20 protein-coding genes are annotated in these 16304 nt (G+C 60.4%); 11 read left to right on the top strand and 9 right to left on the bottom strand.

Annotated features, from left to right (window positions below; translation table 11 throughout):
* Window positions 1-140 precede the first annotated feature (140 nt).
* Window positions 141-1490, top strand: a complete 1350-nt coding sequence (locus HX817_RS05165; protein ID WP_008435222.1) for an MFS transporter — start codon at window positions 141-143, stop codon at window positions 1488-1490.
* Between the two features lie 10 nt (window positions 1491-1500).
* Window positions 1501-2850, top strand: coding sequence for a glucarate dehydratase (gene gudD, locus HX817_RS05160; protein WP_003207434.1), 1350 nt, complete (start codon window positions 1501-1503; stop codon window positions 2848-2850).
* Between the two features lie 2 nt (window positions 2851-2852).
* Here gudD and HX817_RS05155 read toward each other — a convergent pair whose 3' ends face one another.
* The gene (locus HX817_RS05155) at window positions 2853-3740 is read right to left on the bottom strand and encodes an NAD(P)/FAD-dependent oxidoreductase (protein WP_177039897.1); all 888 of its coding nucleotides are present in this window, start codon (window positions 3738-3740) and stop codon (window positions 2853-2855) included.
* Window positions 3741-3884: 144 nt separating this feature from the next.
* Here HX817_RS05155 and HX817_RS05150 point away from each other — a divergent pair, with 144 nt between their 5' ends.
* The gene (locus tag HX817_RS05150) at window positions 3885-4334 is read left to right on the top strand and encodes an Rrf2 family transcriptional regulator (protein WP_008435227.1); all 450 of its coding nucleotides are present in this window, start codon (window positions 3885-3887) and stop codon (window positions 4332-4334) included.
* 13 nt (window positions 4335-4347) lie between these two features.
* Here HX817_RS05150 and HX817_RS05145 read toward each other — a convergent pair whose 3' ends face one another.
* Window positions 4348-4965, bottom strand: coding sequence for a TetR/AcrR family transcriptional regulator (locus HX817_RS05145; RefSeq protein ID WP_032899370.1), 618 nt, complete (start codon window positions 4963-4965; stop codon window positions 4348-4350).
* A 145-nt stretch (window positions 4966-5110) separates the two neighbouring features.
* Here HX817_RS05145 and HX817_RS05140 point away from each other — a divergent pair, with 145 nt between their 5' ends.
* Window positions 5111-5551: a hotdog fold domain-containing protein gene (locus tag HX817_RS05140; RefSeq protein ID WP_008435232.1), complete on the top strand. Its 441-nt coding sequence runs from the start codon at window positions 5111-5113 to the stop codon at window positions 5549-5551.
* A 356-nt stretch (window positions 5552-5907) separates the two neighbouring features.
* Here the strand turns inward: HX817_RS05140 and HX817_RS05135 are convergent, their stop codons facing one another.
* Both HX817_RS05135 and nudK read right to left on the bottom strand, forming a co-directional pair.
* Window positions 5908-7110: a lipase family protein gene (locus tag HX817_RS05135; protein ID WP_218182563.1), complete on the bottom strand. Its 1203-nt coding sequence runs from the start codon at window positions 7108-7110 to the stop codon at window positions 5908-5910.
* Window positions 7110-7697, bottom strand: a complete 588-nt coding sequence (gene nudK / locus HX817_RS05130; protein ID WP_003207421.1) for a GDP-mannose pyrophosphatase NudK — start codon at window positions 7695-7697, stop codon at window positions 7110-7112. The genes HX817_RS05135 and nudK overlap by 1 nt, the downstream gene beginning before the upstream one ends.
* Before the next feature lie 82 nt (window positions 7698-7779).
* Between nudK and HX817_RS05125 the strand changes: the two genes are divergently transcribed.
* Window positions 7780-8535 (top strand): DeoR/GlpR family DNA-binding transcription regulator, encoded by a 756-nt coding sequence (locus HX817_RS05125; RefSeq protein WP_003207418.1) that lies wholly within the window; start codon window positions 7780-7782, stop codon window positions 8533-8535.
* A 3-nt stretch (window positions 8536-8538) separates the two neighbouring features.
* Here HX817_RS05125 and HX817_RS05120 read toward each other — a convergent pair whose 3' ends face one another.
* A complete protein-coding gene (locus HX817_RS05120; RefSeq protein ID WP_177008584.1) occupies window positions 8539-9384 on the bottom strand; it encodes an SDR family NAD(P)-dependent oxidoreductase in 846 nt (281 codons plus the stop codon).
* A gap of 131 nt (window positions 9385-9515) precedes the next feature.
* On the opposite strand from HX817_RS05120, the gene HX817_RS05115 reads away from it, so the two are divergent.
* The 3 genes from HX817_RS05115 to HX817_RS05105 all read left to right on the top strand — a co-directional run bounded on the left by HX817_RS05115 (window position 9516) and on the right by HX817_RS05105 (window position 12630).
* Window positions 9516-10403 carry a LysR family transcriptional regulator gene (locus tag HX817_RS05115; RefSeq protein WP_177039896.1) on the top strand — a complete coding sequence of 296 codons (888 nt, stop codon included), beginning with the start codon at window positions 9516-9518 and terminating at the stop codon, window positions 10401-10403.
* A 98-nt stretch (window positions 10404-10501) separates the two neighbouring features.
* Window positions 10502-11443 carry an alpha/beta hydrolase gene (locus HX817_RS05110; protein WP_177039895.1) on the top strand — a complete coding sequence of 314 codons (942 nt, stop codon included), beginning with the start codon at window positions 10502-10504 and terminating at the stop codon, window positions 11441-11443.
* A gap of 398 nt (window positions 11444-11841) precedes the next feature.
* Window positions 11842-12630 carry a DeoR/GlpR family DNA-binding transcription regulator gene (locus HX817_RS05105; RefSeq protein ID WP_003207411.1) on the top strand — a complete coding sequence of 263 codons (789 nt, stop codon included), beginning with the start codon at window positions 11842-11844 and terminating at the stop codon, window positions 12628-12630.
* Here HX817_RS05105 and HX817_RS05100 read toward each other — a convergent pair.
* Genes HX817_RS05100 through HX817_RS05090 form a run of 3 tightly spaced genes read right to left on the bottom strand, consistent with a single transcriptional unit; the run spans window position 12588 to window position 14017 of the window.
* On the bottom strand, window positions 12588-13346 hold the full coding sequence (locus tag HX817_RS05100; RefSeq protein WP_087692411.1) for a DUF72 domain-containing protein: 759 nt from the start codon (window positions 13344-13346) through the stop codon (window positions 12588-12590). The genes HX817_RS05105 and HX817_RS05100 overlap by 43 nt on opposite strands.
* Window positions 13346-13777 (bottom strand): hypothetical protein, encoded by a 432-nt coding sequence (locus HX817_RS05095; RefSeq protein WP_003207407.1) that lies wholly within the window; start codon window positions 13775-13777, stop codon window positions 13346-13348. The genes HX817_RS05100 and HX817_RS05095 overlap by 1 nt, the downstream gene beginning before the upstream one ends.
* Before the next feature lie 15 nt (window positions 13778-13792).
* Window positions 13793-14017, bottom strand: a complete 225-nt coding sequence (locus HX817_RS05090; RefSeq protein WP_102368862.1) for a hypothetical protein — start codon at window positions 14015-14017, stop codon at window positions 13793-13795.
* A gap of 196 nt (window positions 14018-14213) precedes the next feature.
* Here HX817_RS05090 and HX817_RS05085 point away from each other — a divergent pair, with 196 nt between their 5' ends.
* Complete coding sequence (locus HX817_RS05085; protein WP_003207404.1) at window positions 14214-14717, top strand: DUF4142 domain-containing protein; 504 nt, start codon at window positions 14214-14216, stop codon at window positions 14715-14717.
* Between the two features lie 29 nt (window positions 14718-14746).
* Window positions 14747-15307, top strand: coding sequence for a type 1 glutamine amidotransferase domain-containing protein (locus tag HX817_RS05080; RefSeq protein ID WP_003207402.1), 561 nt, complete (start codon window positions 14747-14749; stop codon window positions 15305-15307).
* A 53-nt stretch (window positions 15308-15360) separates the two neighbouring features.
* Here the strand turns inward: HX817_RS05080 and HX817_RS05075 are convergent, their stop codons facing one another.
* A complete protein-coding gene (locus HX817_RS05075; protein WP_010171737.1) occupies window positions 15361-15582 on the bottom strand; it encodes a PLD nuclease N-terminal domain-containing protein in 222 nt (73 codons plus the stop codon).
* 156 nt (window positions 15583-15738) lie between these two features.
* On the opposite strand from HX817_RS05075, the gene HX817_RS05070 reads away from it, so the two are divergent.
* Window positions 15739-16296 (top strand): ATP-dependent Clp protease proteolytic subunit, encoded by a 558-nt coding sequence (locus HX817_RS05070; RefSeq protein ID WP_008435011.1) that lies wholly within the window; start codon window positions 15739-15741, stop codon window positions 16294-16296.
* The last annotated feature ends 8 nt before the right edge of the window (window positions 16297-16304 follow it).

The raw sequence follows: 16304 nt of genomic DNA, 5'->3' as shown, positions 1-16304 counted from the left end.
CGATTTTCGCGAGCAAGCTCGCTCCTACAGAGGGTTGCCATCTTTGAAAATGCAGTTGTATGATGTCTATCAAGTTGTCTGACATCTCTGGCAACCCAAATACGTCCCCGCACAACAATAATCAGTGGGAGTTTGACCTCGTGACCCCTTCCAGCCCTGCGACAGCTGCGCCTGCCACCGACCCGGTCCTGGCCCGCGCGATCAAGAAGGTGAAGAGCCATGTGCTCCCACTGTTCGTGATCATGTTCATCGTTAACTACATCGACCGCGTCAACATCGGCTTTGTGCGTACCCATATGGAGCACGACCTGGGCATTGGTGCGGCCGCCTACGGCTTCGGCGCCGGGTTGTTTTTCATCGGCTACGCGCTGTTCGAAGTGCCGTCCAACATGCTCCTGCAAAAAGTCGGCGCGCGCATCTGGCTGACCCGCATCATGTTCACCTGGGGCATCACCGCCACATTGATGGCCTTCATCCAGAACGAAACCCACTTCTACATCCTGCGCTTTCTGCTGGGCGTGGCCGAAGCGGGCTTCTTTCCCGGGGTGATCTACTACTTCACCCGCTGGCTGCCCGGCGTCGAACGCGGCAAGGCGATTGCAATCTTCCTCAGCGGCTCGGCCCTCGCCTCGCTGATCTCCGGCCCCTTGTCCGGCGTGCTGCTGCAAATCACCGGGCTGGGCCTGCATGGCTGGCAGTGGATGTACATCATCGAAGGCATGGCGTCGGTACTGCTGTGCTTTTTCGTGTGGTTCTGGCTGGACTCCAAACCCCACGACGCCAAGTGGCTCAGCCTTGAAGAAAAAGATGCGCTGGTGGGCGAGATCGACCGCGAACAGCGCGAGCGTGACGCCGCCACCACGGTCAAGCCGACCTTGGGCAAGCTGCTCAAGGACCGTCAGATCATGCTGTTCTGCGCCCTGTATTTCTGCATCCAGCTGACGATATATGCCGCCACTTTCTGGTTGCCGAGCATCATCAAAAAGATGGGCGACCTGAGCGACATCCAGGTGGGTTTCTACAACTCCATCCCGTGGTTGATCTCGATCATCGCGATGTACGCCTTCGCGGCACTGGCGGGCAAATTCAAGTTCCAACAAGCCTGGGTCGCTGCGGCACTGTTGATCGCCGCCGTCGGCATGTTCCTCTCCACTACCGGCGGGCCGATCTTTGCCTTTATCGCCATCTGCTTCGCGGCGATCGGCTTCAAGTCGGCGTCCTCGCTGTTCTGGCCGATTCCCCAGGGTTACCTGGATGCACGCATCGCCGCGGCGGTGATCGCATTGATCAACTCCATCGGCAACCTCGGCGGGTTTGTCGCGCCCACCACCTTTGGTTTCCTGGAACAGACCACCGGCTCGATCCAGGGCGGTTTGTATGGCCTGGCGGGCACTTCGATCCTTGCGGCCATCCTGGTGTTTTTCGCCAGGACACTGCCCGGCCCGACCACCAGCAGCGTGCTGCAACCCGCCCCCGTCTTGAGCAAATAAGGACTACACGATGAACACAGAACACCAGCACCACGCCAACAGCGCCCCGGTCGTTACCGGCCTGCAAGTCATCCCGGTGGCCGGCCACGACAGCATGCTGCTCAACCTCAGCGGCGCCCACGGGCCGTTTTTCACGCGCAACATCGTGATCCTTACCGACAGCGCCGGCCGTACCGGCGTCGGTGAGGTACCCGGCGGCGAACGCATCCGCGAGACCCTGGAAGACGCCCGCAGCCTGGTGATCGGCAAGCCCATCGGCCAGTACCAGAGCATCCTCAATGCCATGCGCCAAACCTTCGCTGCGCGGGATTCGGCGGGCCGGGGTTTGCAGACGTTTGACCTGCGCATCACCATCCATGCCGTCACAGCGATGGAAGCCGCACTGCTGGATTTGCTCGGCCAATTCCTCGAAGTCCCGGTGGCGGCCCTTCTCGGCGAAGGCCAGCAGCGCGACGCGGTGAAGATGCTCGGCTACCTGTTCTACATCGGTGATCGCCAGCAAACCGACCTGGCCTATCGCAGTGAAGACGATGCCGAAGACTGGTTCCGCCTGCGTCATGAACAGGCCATGACGCCCGAAGCCATCGTGCGTCTGGCAGAGGCGGCCAAGGCGCAATACGGCTTCAATGACTTCAAGCTCAAAGGCGGCGTACTGCGCGGCGGCGACGAAATCGAGGCGGTGACTGCACTGGCCGAACGCTTCCCCGATGCGCGCATCACCCTGGACCCCAACGGCGCCTGGTCACTGAAAGAAGCCATCGCCCTGTGCCGCGACCAGCATCATGTGCTGGCCTATGCCGAAGACCCTTGCGGCGCGGAAAACGGTTACTCCGGGCGCGAAGTCATGGCCGAATTCCGCCGTGCCACCGGACTGCCCACCGCCACCAACATGATCGCCACCGACTGGCGGGAAATGGGGCATGCGATCCAGTTGCAGTCCGTGGATATTCCCCTGGCCGACCCGCACTTCTGGACCATGCAGGGCTCGGTGCGCGTGGCGCAGATGTGCCACGAATGGGGCCTGACCTGGGGCTCGCACTCCAATAATCACTTCGACATTTCCCTGGCGATGTTCACCCAGGTGGCCGCCGCCGCGCCGGGGGAAATCACGGCCATCGACACCCACTGGATCTGGCAGGACGGCCAGCGGTTGACCAAGGCTCCGCTGAAGATTGTCGACGGCCATATCAAGGTGCCGGCCAAACCGGGCCTGGGCGTGGACATCGACATGGACGCCGTGGCCCACGCCCATGAACTGTACAAAGGCATGGGCCTGGGTGCGCGCAATGACAGCGTGGCGATGCAGTTCATGATTCCGGGCTGGACGTTCGATAACAAGCGGCCGTGCCTGGTGCGCTGACCTCAGCTGAAGATCATCGAAAAGTGCGCGCCCACCCCGGCGCGCACACCCTCGCCGACCGCCAGCGCCACCGAGCCGCCGGCCAGGTTGGCATCGCCGCAGGCAAACACACCGGGCACGGTGGTCTGGCGCGTCTCGTTGGTCAGCAGGTAGGGCCCGGTCGGCCCTTCGACAAACTCACAGCCCAACTGCTCGGCCAATGGGCTGGCCATGCGCGTACGGGACAGGGTGAAAATACCGTCCAGCACGATCATCCGCCCGTCTGCCAATTCCAAATCCGCCCGCTCACCGACAATCCGCCGCACCGCCGAGCTTTCGACGCTGACCCCACGCCGATCCAGTTGCGCCTGCTGCTCGGCATCCGGCACAAATGTACCGTTGGTAAAAAGCGTGGTGGTGCCCCAGTCCGGCAGCAGCATCGCGTGATGCATGGCCAGTGGCGACGTCGCCAGCACGCCGATGCGGCCTTGATCCAGTTCATAGCCGTGGCAATACGGGCAATGGAACACATGCTTGCCCCAGCGCTCCTTCAACCCCTCGACCTCGGGTAACTCATCCACCACGCCGGTAGCGAGAACCAAGCGTTTAGCCTTGAACTCACCCTTGCAACGGGTTTGCACCACGAAGCCATCCTGGTTTCGAGTCGCTTCAACGGCGGTGTCCTGCACCCAGGTCACCGTCGGATATTCCATCAACTGCCCTCGCCCTTCGGCAGCGATCAGCTCCGGCGGCTGGCCATCCTGGCTGAGGAAACCGTGGGAAGTGGCCGCAAACCGGTTGCGCCGCTGCCCGGCGTCAATCACCAGCACCTTGCGCCGAGCCCGCGCCAGTTGCAGCCCGGCGGACATTCCGGCGTAGCTGCCGCCGACGATAATCACGTCGTAAACCATGAAGATGACCTCTCTGGTGGCCCTTGCATCGGTTGCCGGGCACTCACGACACACCATAAGTTACATAAAAATACCTCGTCAAGTGTCTCGCAACTCCAATCGTTTCGAACGATACTTTCGGGCAGGAACTCCAGAGGCTTGCAGATGAGAAACGACACCCGGCTTTCGCGCATGCTCCATGTGCTGATCCACATGGGCCGCCACGAGGAACGCGCCACCTCGGAGACCATCGCGCAGATGCTTGGTACCAACGCGGTGGTGGTACGCCGTACCCTGGGCCTGCTCAAGGAGAAAGGTTATGTACGTTCGGAAAAAGGCCATCAGGGCGGCTGGATGCTGGGCAAGCCGCTGAGTGAAATCACCCTGCTGGACATCCACAATGCCCTTGGCACGTCGTCGATCTTTGCCGTCGGCCTGTCCACCGATCATCCGCAATGCCTGGTGGAACAGGCCGTCAATGCGGCGCTGAACCAGGCGTTTGACGATGCCCAGGCGTTGCTGCTGCAGCGTTTGGGAGAGGTGACGCTGGCACAGTTGGCGGATGATTTTGACGAGCGCTATCGGGTGGCGATAACGCCCGCACCCTGTGCGTGATGCACGCGACGCCCTAAGCGCCGCCCACCGAGCGCCACGCTGCCTCGGCCAGGGTTTCCCGGTACACCCGAGGGCTGCTGGCCGAGCGCCCGGCCAGCCAGGCACGGCAGTAGCTGTCGGCCTGGCCGATGATCAGTGATGGCAAGAGTTCGGCGGGCACCTGGCTGAGCTGATCACCCCGTCCAGGCAGCACCATCCACTCCTTCAGCAACGCGTTGCGCGCCTGGTTGCGGCTTTCCAGTTCAGCGGCGAACGGGCCCTTGGTCACCGCGAAATGCGCGTGGTACTGGAAGCGCGCCCACTGCGGTTCGCTGTCTACCCAATCGACATAGCTGTGGACCAGTGCGTACACCCCCTCCTTCGCCGTTTTGGCCGATTCAAGGTAGCGCCCACGCAATTCGGCCTGATCCTCCAGCGCGGTAAAAAACAGCGCGGCGACCAGGCCTTCCTTGTTGCCGAAGTGATGATAAATGGCGCCGACGCTGGTATCGCAGCGCGCGCGGATCATCTCGATGGTGGTGGCTTCAAGGCCCTGCTCGTTGAACAGGTCCAGGGCTGCCTTGAAGATATCGCGCTTCAATTCGGCCCTTCGGCCAGGGAAGCAACGCTGAAGCAGATCCGGGGTTTGCATGCTGAACAGGAACTCAGTCAGTGAAGAAGAACAAGCCCGGGCAGCTTGACAGATTTCCCATGGGCAGAATACTGTTCCGTTACAGAACATTATTCTGTAACGGAACAATATTCCGTAAAATTCATTTAATCAGCGAGGCAGCACCATGAGTCAGGCCCTGAGCATGTTCAACAGCGTTGGCCCCGAAGCGTTCAGCAAACTGGCGTGCCAGATGGCGCCCTACTTCAGCACCATCAATCCGTTGATGACCCAGTTGCGTCCGGGGTTTGCCTCGGTGGAAGTGCCGTTCAGCAAGGCCATCACCAACCACCTGGGAACGGTGCACGCCATTGCCATGTGCAACGCTGCGGAGTTGGCGGCGGGAACCATGACGGACGTTTCCGTGCCGGCGGGTGCGCGGTGGATTCCCAAGGGGATGACGGTGGAGTATCTGGCCAAAGCCAAGAGCAGCGTGACGGCGACGGCCAATGGCGAAGGTATCGACTGGCAAACGGCGGGTGACAAGGTGGTGCCGGTGGAGATGCTGGATGCGGAGGGGAAATTGGTGTTTACCGCGCGGATTATCATGAATGTAAAATTGGGGTGATGGGGTTGGGGGCATATCCGTTGCTGCGGTTATGGCCGCTATCGGGTTGCGCTCTCACAGCGGCCTACCAGCCGACTTGAGTGGGGTGAAGCAACCGCAAAATCAAAGGCGGACACGGTCCAAATGTGGGAGCGGGCTTGCTCGCGAAGGTCGTTAACGATGACGTGGGTATCCTGATTCAACGTGGCGCTTTCAGGTTTTTCGCGAGCAAGCCCGCTCCCACATAAAGCGGCGGAGGCAGCTCCCTTTACTTACTTTGGGTTGGGCCGGCATTCCGGCTTTTGCAAAGTGACTCGCTGTAAGAGCGAAACCATAAGTCGCCGTTACCCAAATAACGGATATACCCCCCAAAAAAGCTACCCCCCACAATTCCCACCAATCACCTCCCCCGCAAACGCCTTACGCACAAACGGCGTCGAGTCCACGAGCGAACCATTGACCGTAGCGGAGTGATCCAGCTCAGGATAAAAATGCCATTCAATCCGGTCCCCGACCTTGCACGCATCCCTGACCAGCGCCTTTTGCCCAGGCACAAACACATCCTGATCCCGCCCCCCCGTACCGACAAAAACCGGAATATCCGTCTTCAACGTCGGATACGCCGACTCACGATAAACCTTGTCGAGCGCCTCTTTCGGCGACCGCTTGAAACTGTCATTGAAGCTGAGCCCATCAGCCATCACCCGCTGCTCAATGGCATGCAAACAATCCCGCCGGCTGCTCTCAAACGCAGGCACTGCACGCTCGCTCAAGTAATCCGCAGCCACAAACCCAGGATCAAACAACGTGACAGTACTCAGCCGCAGCAAGTTATAGGCAAAGGTCGGCACCACCGAACTGCGGGCCTTTTCCAACTCGGCACCGTCTCCCGTTTTATGGGTGGCCGCGTAAGGCGTACCGGTCGCCACCACCCCCACGATATCCAACTCGGGCGCATAGTCTTTCGCATAGACCGCCGTGGCAAACGCAGCACGGCCACCCTGTGACTGCCCAAACACCACCACACGTTTGGAGAGTTCGAAACCACCCGCCCCTACCGCGCGAATACTGTCGAGCACCCCATAGGCCAGCGGACTGGTCAGCCCATACGGATGCAGGCCAGGCGTCCCAAGCCCCTGGTAATCGGTAGCGACAATCGCGTAGCCCTGAGCCAGCCAATAATTGAGATAGCGCGTATCCCGAGGGCTGCGACCGGCGAACGACGGCGCGCAGATATCGGCACTCCCCACCGTGCCGTGGGCCCACGCCATCAGCGGCCAGCCACCCGGTGGCGGTGTGCCCTTGGGCAGGAACAGCGCACCGGAAACGACAATCCGTTTATGGGTATCGAGACCGTCGGTGGACGTGTACAGGATGCGAATATTCTGCCCCGCCTCGGCCAGGCTTTGCTGTTCGGTCAACGGCTCGCTGCGCAGCATCCGCCCGGGTGACGCGGGCACCTTGTCCGCCCAGGTATAGAACGCGGGAACACCACCATCACCGACGGGCGTTTGCGCAGCACTCACACCACTGCATCCCCCCAGCAACACCGCCAACGCAAGCGATAACCGACGCGACATCACCAGCCCTCTTTCAACATCCGCAATTCAAGGTACTGCAACAACATGATGGTCTTGCCGTCGACGATCTCGGCACTGTCCACCATACCCAGGGCCTCCTCGAATCCCAACTCCAGCACTTCGATATCCTCACCTTCATCCTCCAGCCCGCCGCCATCACTGACTCGGTCGCCAGGCTGATATTCGCCGATGAAAAAGTGAATGCGCTCGGTCACCGAGCCCGGGCTCATGAAGGCCGAATAGATCTTTTCTACATGGCCCACACGGTAGCCCGTCTCTTCTTCCGCCTCCAGGCGAATGCGTTCCTCGGGGCTGGCGTTGTCCAGCAGGCCGGCGGCAGACTCGATCAGGTAACCGTGGTAGCCGTTAACGTAGGTAGGCATGCGGAACTGGCGAATCAGCAACACCGTGCGCCGCTCGCGGTTGTACAGCAGGATCGTCGCGCCATTGCCCCGGTCATAGATCTCCCGGGTCTGGGACTGCCAACTGCCGTCGCGGCGGCGCAGGTCAAAGGTGTACTTTTTCAGCACATACCAATTATCCGAGAGCAGTTCTTCGGCGTGGATGCGGACGGGACTGTTTTCCATGGCAGGACCTTTTTGTCTTGTGTTATTCAGCATGTCGTGCAAAATCGTGCACAGTCAAGAAAAAACGTGCAGGAAGCTTCCGATGCTGACCCAACAACGTAAACAACACCTGCTGGATACGCTGCGCCGCGACGGCCGGCTGATTGCCAAGGAGTTGAGCCAGGCACTGGAGGTTTCCGAGGACACGATTCGGCGTGACCTGCGGGAAATGGCCAAGGAAGGTTTGCTGCTGCGGGTGCACGGCGGCGCCTTGCCGGCATCCCCCGCGATGGCTGATTTTTCGGTACGGGAACACTTGGTACCCGAGGAAAAAATCGCCATTGGCCGGACGGCTGCACAACTTGTGCAGCCCGGCCAAGTGGTGTTTATCGATGGCGGTACCACGTGCCTGCAACTGGCCCATCACTTGCCGGCGGACCTGAATGCCACCGTGGTCACCCACAGTCCGTCGATTGCCATGGCCCTAGTGGATCATCCGCAGATTGAAGTGATCATGCTCGGCGGGCGGCTGTTTCGCCACTCACTGGTGGGGGTGGGGGCGGCCACGCTGGAGGCCATCGGCCGGGTCAATGCCGACCTGTATTTCATGGGGGTGTGCAGCGTGCACCCGAATGCCGGCCTGTCTACCGGCGATTATGAAGAGGCAGTGGTCAAGCGCGCGTTGTGTCACGCGGCCGCAGAAACCATCGTGCTGGCCACCTCGGAAAAGCTCAACACCGCGTCGCCCTACCAGGTGGTGGAGCTGGCACACGTCAGCGCGATCGTCGCATTGGCCAGTACGCCGCGTGCCCTGCTGCAACCCTACGAAGCTCAGGGCCTGACGCTTTACCTGGCGTGACCGTCAACAGTCCTTGATGGCTTGCCATGACGCGGCGACTTGCGCAGCGTCCGAGGCGTTGACCCGCGCCAGGTCAACCGGATACTCGACCCCCGGATTTTCCGCGAACCGCGTGGCGGTGAACTGGCCGTTGCTGGCACGCAGGATATAGCCGCTGTCCTGGCACGCAGCCGAAGCCAGGAAGATCACCCCAGGCGTGACCCATTCCGGCTTGAGGTTGTGCGGCTCGCCGGTCACGCCCCACATGCGGGTCTTGGCCACGGGTGAGATGGCATTGACCAGGATCCCGGCCTCCGCCCCTTCCCCGCTCAAGGCATTCATGATCCCCAGTTGCGCCATCTTCCCCGCGCTGTAGGCCGCCAGGCCCGGCTGGACGTAGCGCGTATACATCGCACGGTCGGAGGTGGTCAGCACAATGCGGGGTGCGGCAGATCGCGTGAGGTGCTGCCACGCGTGTTTGCACAGCCAGATCGGTGCATAGACATTGACGCCCATGGCCCGCCGGATGAAAGCCTCGTCGGCGGCCTCGATGGGCTGATAGCCGACCCAGCCAGCATTGTGGATCAGGATATCGAGCTGCCCGAAATGCGTGATGGCGCACTCGATCAGCGCTCGACACCCCGCTTCGCCGGACAGGTCACCCGCGTGGCCAACCACCCGCAGGCCTTCACCCTGCAGCGCCAGCGCGGCCGCCTGTACCACCTGGGGATCAGCCCCATCGCCGAGGGTGTCGGCACCGATATCACTGATTACCACCTGCGCGCCGAGTCGCGCCAACTCGCGCGCATAGCTGAACCCCAAGCCACGGGCGGCACCGGTCACGATTGCGGTTTTACCTGTAAAGTCCATCGTCGCGTTCTCCTGATAGGCACTCCACCCTAACAACCCGTGGCCGTCCTGTTTAATACTGAAAAACAGCGATATTGATACCTGCGCCGTATCAAGCCCCACACCGCCATCTACCTGAAGGAACAGCCCAGATGATCGAAACCCGCCTATTGCGCCAGTTCGTTGCCGTTGCCGAAGCGCTGCACTTTCACCAGGCTGCGGAGCGCCTGCATATGGCGCAGCCAGCGTTGAGCCAGGCGATCAATCGCCTGGAGGCAAAGTTGGGGTTTGCCCTGCTGCAGCGTGACCGTCGTGGCGTGAAGCTGCTGCCAGCCGGGGCGGCGTTTCTTCAGACGGCCTACACCGTCCTCGGGCAATTGCAGCAAGGCATTGAGCAATCCCGGCAGGTGTCCCAGGGAACCGCCGGCACGCTCACCATCACCTCGGTGTCGATCACCGGCTATCCGTGGTTGCTGGATACCCTCAGGCAGTTTCGCCTGGCGTTCCCCAGGGTTCAGTTGGTGATCAAGGAAATGCCCTCTGCCAACCAGGCCAAGGCCTTGTTGAGTGGTGATACCGATATCGCTTTTTTGCGCTACCTGCCAGGCCAGGCAGATAACATCGAATCCCGGCTGCTGCTGGATGAACCGATCCTGCTGGCGCTGCCCGCAGACCATCCGAATGCGGATGACGTCGCTATCGAGCTGAAGGACTTTGCCGGCGCCGATTTTGTGTTCACGCCCCAGGCATTGGGCAGTGGCTATCACCACCAGTTGATCGCTTTATGCGAGGCCGCGGGCTTCTCTCCAAGGGTGGTCCAGGAAGCCGATCAATTACCCACCCTGATTGGCCTGGTGGCGTGCGGGTTTGGTGTGGCGCTGGTGCCGCAGTCCATTGCCCGTTCGATGCCCCGTGACAAAGTGGCGTTTGTGCCCCTCGCCGCCGCGTCCTCCAGCATCGGGCTCTACCTCAACTGGAACACCAGCCATTCTTCCCCCTTGGCCGGGCACTTCTTTTCTCTGCTGGACGAGGCGATGTAATACTTTGCAAGCAATGTCCGGTGACGACCGTCTGAATATTTCCTGCGCGCCCAGGGCATCTGTTAAAACCCGTGCTTCGCCTGTGTCCTGGAACCTTCATGTCTTCACGTTTTCTGTCCCGTCTCGGCCTGCGCTGGTTTCCCCTGCTGTGCATGGCCGCCCTGATCATCGGCCTGCCCGTGGGTTGCGCCGTGCTGCAACACAAGGAACGCGAGTTGCTGTTTCGCGTGGAGCCAGGCACTGCCAGCTGGTACAGCGGGTTGCCGCGTGATGTGCAGGAATTCGACCTGAAACCCGCGAGTTTCAAGGCAGGGCAGAATATTCATGGCTGGTGGTGGCCAGCGGCACAGAAGGACGCGCCGGCAATTCTCTACCTGCACGGCGTGCGCTGGAACCTCACTGGCCAACTGTTTCGCATCGAACAGCTGCGGGCCCTGGGCTTTTCCGTACTGGCCATCGACTACCGCGGCTTCGGCCAGAGTCGAGGCGACCTGCCGTCGGAAACCAGCGTGTACGAAGACGCGCGCATTGCCTGGGAACGCTTCCAGGTGCTGCAACCCGATCCTGCCAAGCGCCTCATCTACGGGCACTCCCTGGGTGGCGCGGTGGCCATCGACCTCGCGGCGGAACTGGGCAAGCAAGCAGCGGATGATCATGTGCCGCCGCCAGTGCGCGGACTGGTCATCGAGTCCACCTTTACCTCCCTGGCAGATGTGGCCACGGCAGTAGCCAATACGTCATTGCCGGTGCGCTGGCTGCTGTCGCAGAAGTTCGATTCCATTGACAAGATCGCTGATATCCACATGCCGCTGCTGGTGGTTCACGGGCTCGCCGATGCCTTCGTGCCACCGCGCTTCAGCCAGCAACTGTTTGACGCCGCCCAACAGCCGAAACACCTGTTGCTGGTACCCGGTGCCACTCATAACGACAGCATGCGACTGGCCGGCAGCAGTTATCGCCAGGCGTTGGACAGCCTGATGCAATCGAAGCGCGCCACTCAGGTTGCCGGGCCCTCCACCGGGCGCCCAAACGACTCGTAAATCTGCATTTCGGCACCGGTTTCGCCGGTGCCTGTCAAGGCGCAAAGCCTGCCCATGCTTGCCATAAACAGTGACTGATCAAATATTAACCGCAGGTTAAATCGCCATACCCGCCGGGCTCAAGCGAAGTTATCCACAGAGATACCCACGGTTTTCGTGGACAACTCTTTTTACTTTTTTACGATTATTTTGCTCGGTAATGCCCTTCTGGAAAGCTTGGCGGCAGCAAAATCTCCTGCATCACTTCGCGAATCGAAACATGGGGTTCGGTACCGGACCGGGTGTGGTTTTTCCATGGTGATCAGCTCACTCGGCAGGGCATCACCGACACCCCAACCCATTGCGTTTGCGCCTAATGCTGATTAATCTCGCATAAACACGCATCAACGAGCAAAAACATGCATAACACCCATGCTGCCATCGACCTGCCCTCCCTGCGCAAACAGAAAATCCTGTTGCTGCTGGAGCGCGACGGTAAAGTCACTGCCTCGGAGTTGGTGGAGCATTTCGCCGTTTCCCAGGACACCATTCGCCGCGACCTTGGCGAACTGGCCTCCGCCGGTCTGCTGCAACGCGTGCATGGAGGTGCGCTGCCACGGCCCAAGGACACCGGCAAGGATTTCTTTACCCGGTTTGGCGAAACCACCGCGACCAAACGCCACCTGGCGCAACTCGCCGCCGATCGCGTGGAGGACGGCCAGATCGTGCTGTTCGACTCCGGTACCACCACCCTGCAAATCGCCCAGTCACTACCGCATTCCATCAAGCTGACCGCCGTCACGCACTCACCGATGATTGCCATCGCGTTGTCCGAACATCCCAATGTGACGGTGATCCTTGCCGGTGGCCAACTCAACCCGGTGACCATGGCCGCCAGCGGGCATGAAGCATTGCGGCTGATCCAGGGCATCAAGGCCGACCTGCTGTTCACGGGTGTGTGCGCACTGCATCCACAGGTCGGTATCAGCTCGTTGCACTTCGAGGAAGTGGCGGTAAAACAGGCTATGCTCGACAGCGCCTCCCACGTGGTGGCCGTCACCCTGGCCGACAAGCTGGGCGCCGTGGAGCCATTCGTGGTGGCACCGTGCAGCCGCATTCATACCCTGATTACCGAGTGGCACGTGCCGCCGGGCAGCGTCGAGGCTTATGAATGCCTGGGGCTGGAGGTGATGCAAGTGGATGCCTGAGGGGCAAGCATCGCTTGAAGGGCAAGCGCATCGACCAGCGCATGACCGCTGGCCGTATTATCGAAAATACACCAGGTCGGAATGCCCTCCTCCAGGGAGGCTCTCAATACCTCGGCCAGCGCGCACAAACGCTCGGTTTCGTAAGCGCTGTGATAGATACGCGGCGAACCATGCAGGCGCCAATAACGCACGCCTTGCCAACCTTTCGGTACATCCCCATAAGCGATCACCGGCGGGTCGGCGGCGACCCGTCCTATCTGGTAATCCTGCAAAAGCCCGCCGGCCTGCGCCCAACTGGCGTGTCGCGGCTCCAGCACCACAGGCCCAGGGAAGCGTTGACGCAAGGCTGTGAAAAAGCCGCCGGCAATGATCGGGTCGTAGCTTAAAGAAGGCGGCAATTGCACCAGCAGGCAGCCCAGGCGGTCGCCCAATTGCAGGCACTGTGCAAGGAACTCATCCAATGCCGTATCGCAGTCACGCAGACGTAATTCATGGGTGATGTACCGTGGTAGCTTGACCGAAAAACCAAAGCCCGACGGCACTGACTGCGCCCATCGTTCGTAGGTCTGCGGGCGATGGGGGCGGTAGAAGGAACTGTTGATTTCAACCGCATTCAAGCACGCGGCATAACGTTGCAGATGAGTGCCCTGCCGGGGAAACCGTGGCCATTGCTCACGAGGCAGGCTCCAACCGGCACAACCGAGAAAAATCGGCATCAGAACAACACCGACGCCGCATCCCTCATGAAAATCTCCACCGTCTTCGGCCCGACGCCCTCGAACGCATTCAAGCGTTTTTCAAACTCCCCACGGTCGGCACTGGCATCGTGGATATGGCTGATCCTGCCCGCGTACTCCGCATTCAACTTGCTGCTGAGGTCGAGCAGGCGTTGCGCGGTGCTTTCGTCGTAACGCACGTAATGCGCCTCACCGAGCATGGCCACCAGTTCGCGAGAGGTGCAGTGTTGCAGTTTGCGCGGGGTGTCCCGGCCATGCTTCACCACAATCACCTGATAGGCCTGCGCCGCGATCTGCGCCTGAATGCGCTTGCCCATCAGGAAGCTGGCGACAAACCACTTGAACAGTGCGTTGTCATCACCGGGCTTGAGCTCAATACCCAGTTCCCCGGCGCTGATGGATCGCCCCATGAATGCCTCCGTTCTTCACCGACCCAGCTTGCGCTCGGCCTTGGCGGCTTGCTCGTTGATCTGCTCGGTTTGCCGTTGTGTGTCCTTGATGGACGTCGGCGTGATCACCTTATCGATGGTTTCTGTCTTGGGATTGGGACGCTGTAAAGAGCTGTCCTGGTCGGCAGCCTGGCGACCTTTCTGCGCCTGTTCAGAGCTGATCGCATCAGGGGTTTTGTCGGCGGTTTTTTCAGTGCCCATGGGGATTCTCCTGCGGTTCAAAGGTCAGGCTCCAGCGCGGAGCCGTTATGCAGCAGAGCCCAAGGCTTTTCGATAGTTCAAGGAAATTGCCTCGGGTGTACGCGCCGAAAAATGGGGCAAATTAATTTAAACCTTTTGCGCTGCCCCCCCTCAACAGTCAGGTAACGGCATCGCGCCACTCTTCAGGAGAAGCATCATGAAGCACTTGCTGATGAAACAAATGGGACTGACCTTCGCGCTGGCCGCGGGCTCGATGGGTGTGGCCATGGCCGCCACTTCCAATGACTTCGTTGACGCCGCAGCCCAGGGCGGCATCACCGAAGTAGAAGCCGGCAAACTGGCGCTGGAAAAGAGCGGTGCCGCTGATATCAAGGCGTTTGCCCAGCACATGATCACCGACCACACCAAGGCCAACCAGGAGCTGACGGCCCTGGCGACGAAGCTCGACATCAAGGTGCCCGACGATGCCAGCCTCACCGACAAGGCCAAGAAAATGATCCTGGAAATCCGTGAAGAGTCCTTTGACAAGGCTTACGCCGACAACCAGGTAAAGGCCCACGAAGACACCGTGGCCCTGTTCAAAAAAGAAGCCGCCTCCTCGGATAACGCCGAACTGAAGGCTTTTGCCGAGAAGACCCTGCCGACTCTCGAAACCCATCTGAAGATGGCCAAGGAGTTGCAGTCCCAGCACGCCAATTAATCATTGACCCACTCAGGAGACACTCGACCATGAGTTCGCAACTGCACGGCAAGAAGATTCTGATCATCACCTCCAACACCGGTATCGAGCGCGACGAGTTGCTCAAGCCGCTGGAAGCCCTGCGTGGTTTCGGCGCCACGGTGACCCACGGCTCCAGCAAAGGTGGCAGCACCCAGACCTTTCTCAAGGACACCGAGAAAGACAGGACGGTAGAGTCCGACGCCAAGCTCTCGGACCTGCACGGCAGTGATTTCGATGCACTGGTCATCCCCGGGGGCACCGTCAATGCCGACACCCTGCGCCAGGACGCCGATGCACTGCGGCTGATCAATGACTTCGTCAAGGCCGGGAAAACCGTAGCCGCCATCTGCCATGGCCCTTGGGCCCTGATTGATGCCGGCGTGATCGGCGGCAAGACCCTCACCTCCTACAAAAGCGTGCGCACTGACCTGGTCAATGCCGGCGCAGCAAACTGGGTGGATACGCAGGTGAAGGAATGCCCGGCCAATGGCTGGACTCTGATTACCTCGCGCACGCCCGACGACTTGCCGGCGTTCAATGAGGCCATTGCCAAGACACTGGCGGCTTGACGCCCGCCAATGCAAACAGGCGCCCTCGGGCGCCTGTTTTTTTCGATTCTGTCTTAGCCTTTGCCATGCCCAGTGGCATGTGTCGCCCGGTTCACACCCTTGGGTCCAAACAGCGCCCAGAGGATCAGCCCCAACAGCGGCATGAAGATCAGTACCACCAGCCATAACCCCTTGGTCTCCCAGCCACTGCCACTGCGCAGAACGCTGTTGATCGCCCACAGTTCCAGCAGCACCAGAATCACCGCCAAGCCAATCCAGACATATTCGATTTGCATGATTCATCCTCCTGAGGTCGTATGCGTTAGGTCAAGCAACGCGCCCGAGGGTTCATTAAAATTGCAACGGATGGCTCTCGCCCAACGGTTGCGGCACACGGGCCGTAACCTTCTAGACTCAGATGGACACTACCTTTTACCCCTCGGAGGCCCGGGATGACCGAGCACATCATCCACTTTCACTGCCAGATCGATCAGGGCACCACCGAGCGCTTTCGTGATTGCTGCCTGGACGCGATCGATCAAGGCGCCAGTTCGTTGCTGTTGAACCTGTCGACCACCGGCGGCAGCACCAATTTCGGTTTTACCCTCTACACGTTCCTCAAGTCCCTGCCGGTGCCGTTGTGTGCGATCAATGCGGGCAATATCGAGTCCATGGGCATCATCATGTTCCTGGCGGCAAACCGCCGGATCACCACGCCACACTCGCGCTTCCTGATCCATCCGATGAACTGGTACTTCAACCAGAACTCGGTAGACCACCAGCGCCTGCGGGAATACCTGTCGAGCCTGGACAACGACCTGGCGCGCTACGTGAAAATCTACGAACTGGAAACCGCCAGCGCCGAAACCCACCTGGATATTTTCAAGTGCCTCTCGGCCGAGGAAAAAGTCATCGCCGCCCACGAGTCACTGGCCTACGGGATTGCCCATGAGGTCGAGCAGATCGTGTTTGCCGACGACATCAAGCACTGGAAAGTCAGCGGCGGCTAGGCATGGTT

Origin of the sequence: Pseudomonas sp. C6002 (assembly GCF_013385805.1) — a bacterium.
Classification (GTDB): Bacteria; Pseudomonadota; Gammaproteobacteria; order Pseudomonadales; family Pseudomonadaceae; genus Aquipseudomonas.
This window is presented reverse-complemented; position numbering and strand designations above follow the sequence as displayed.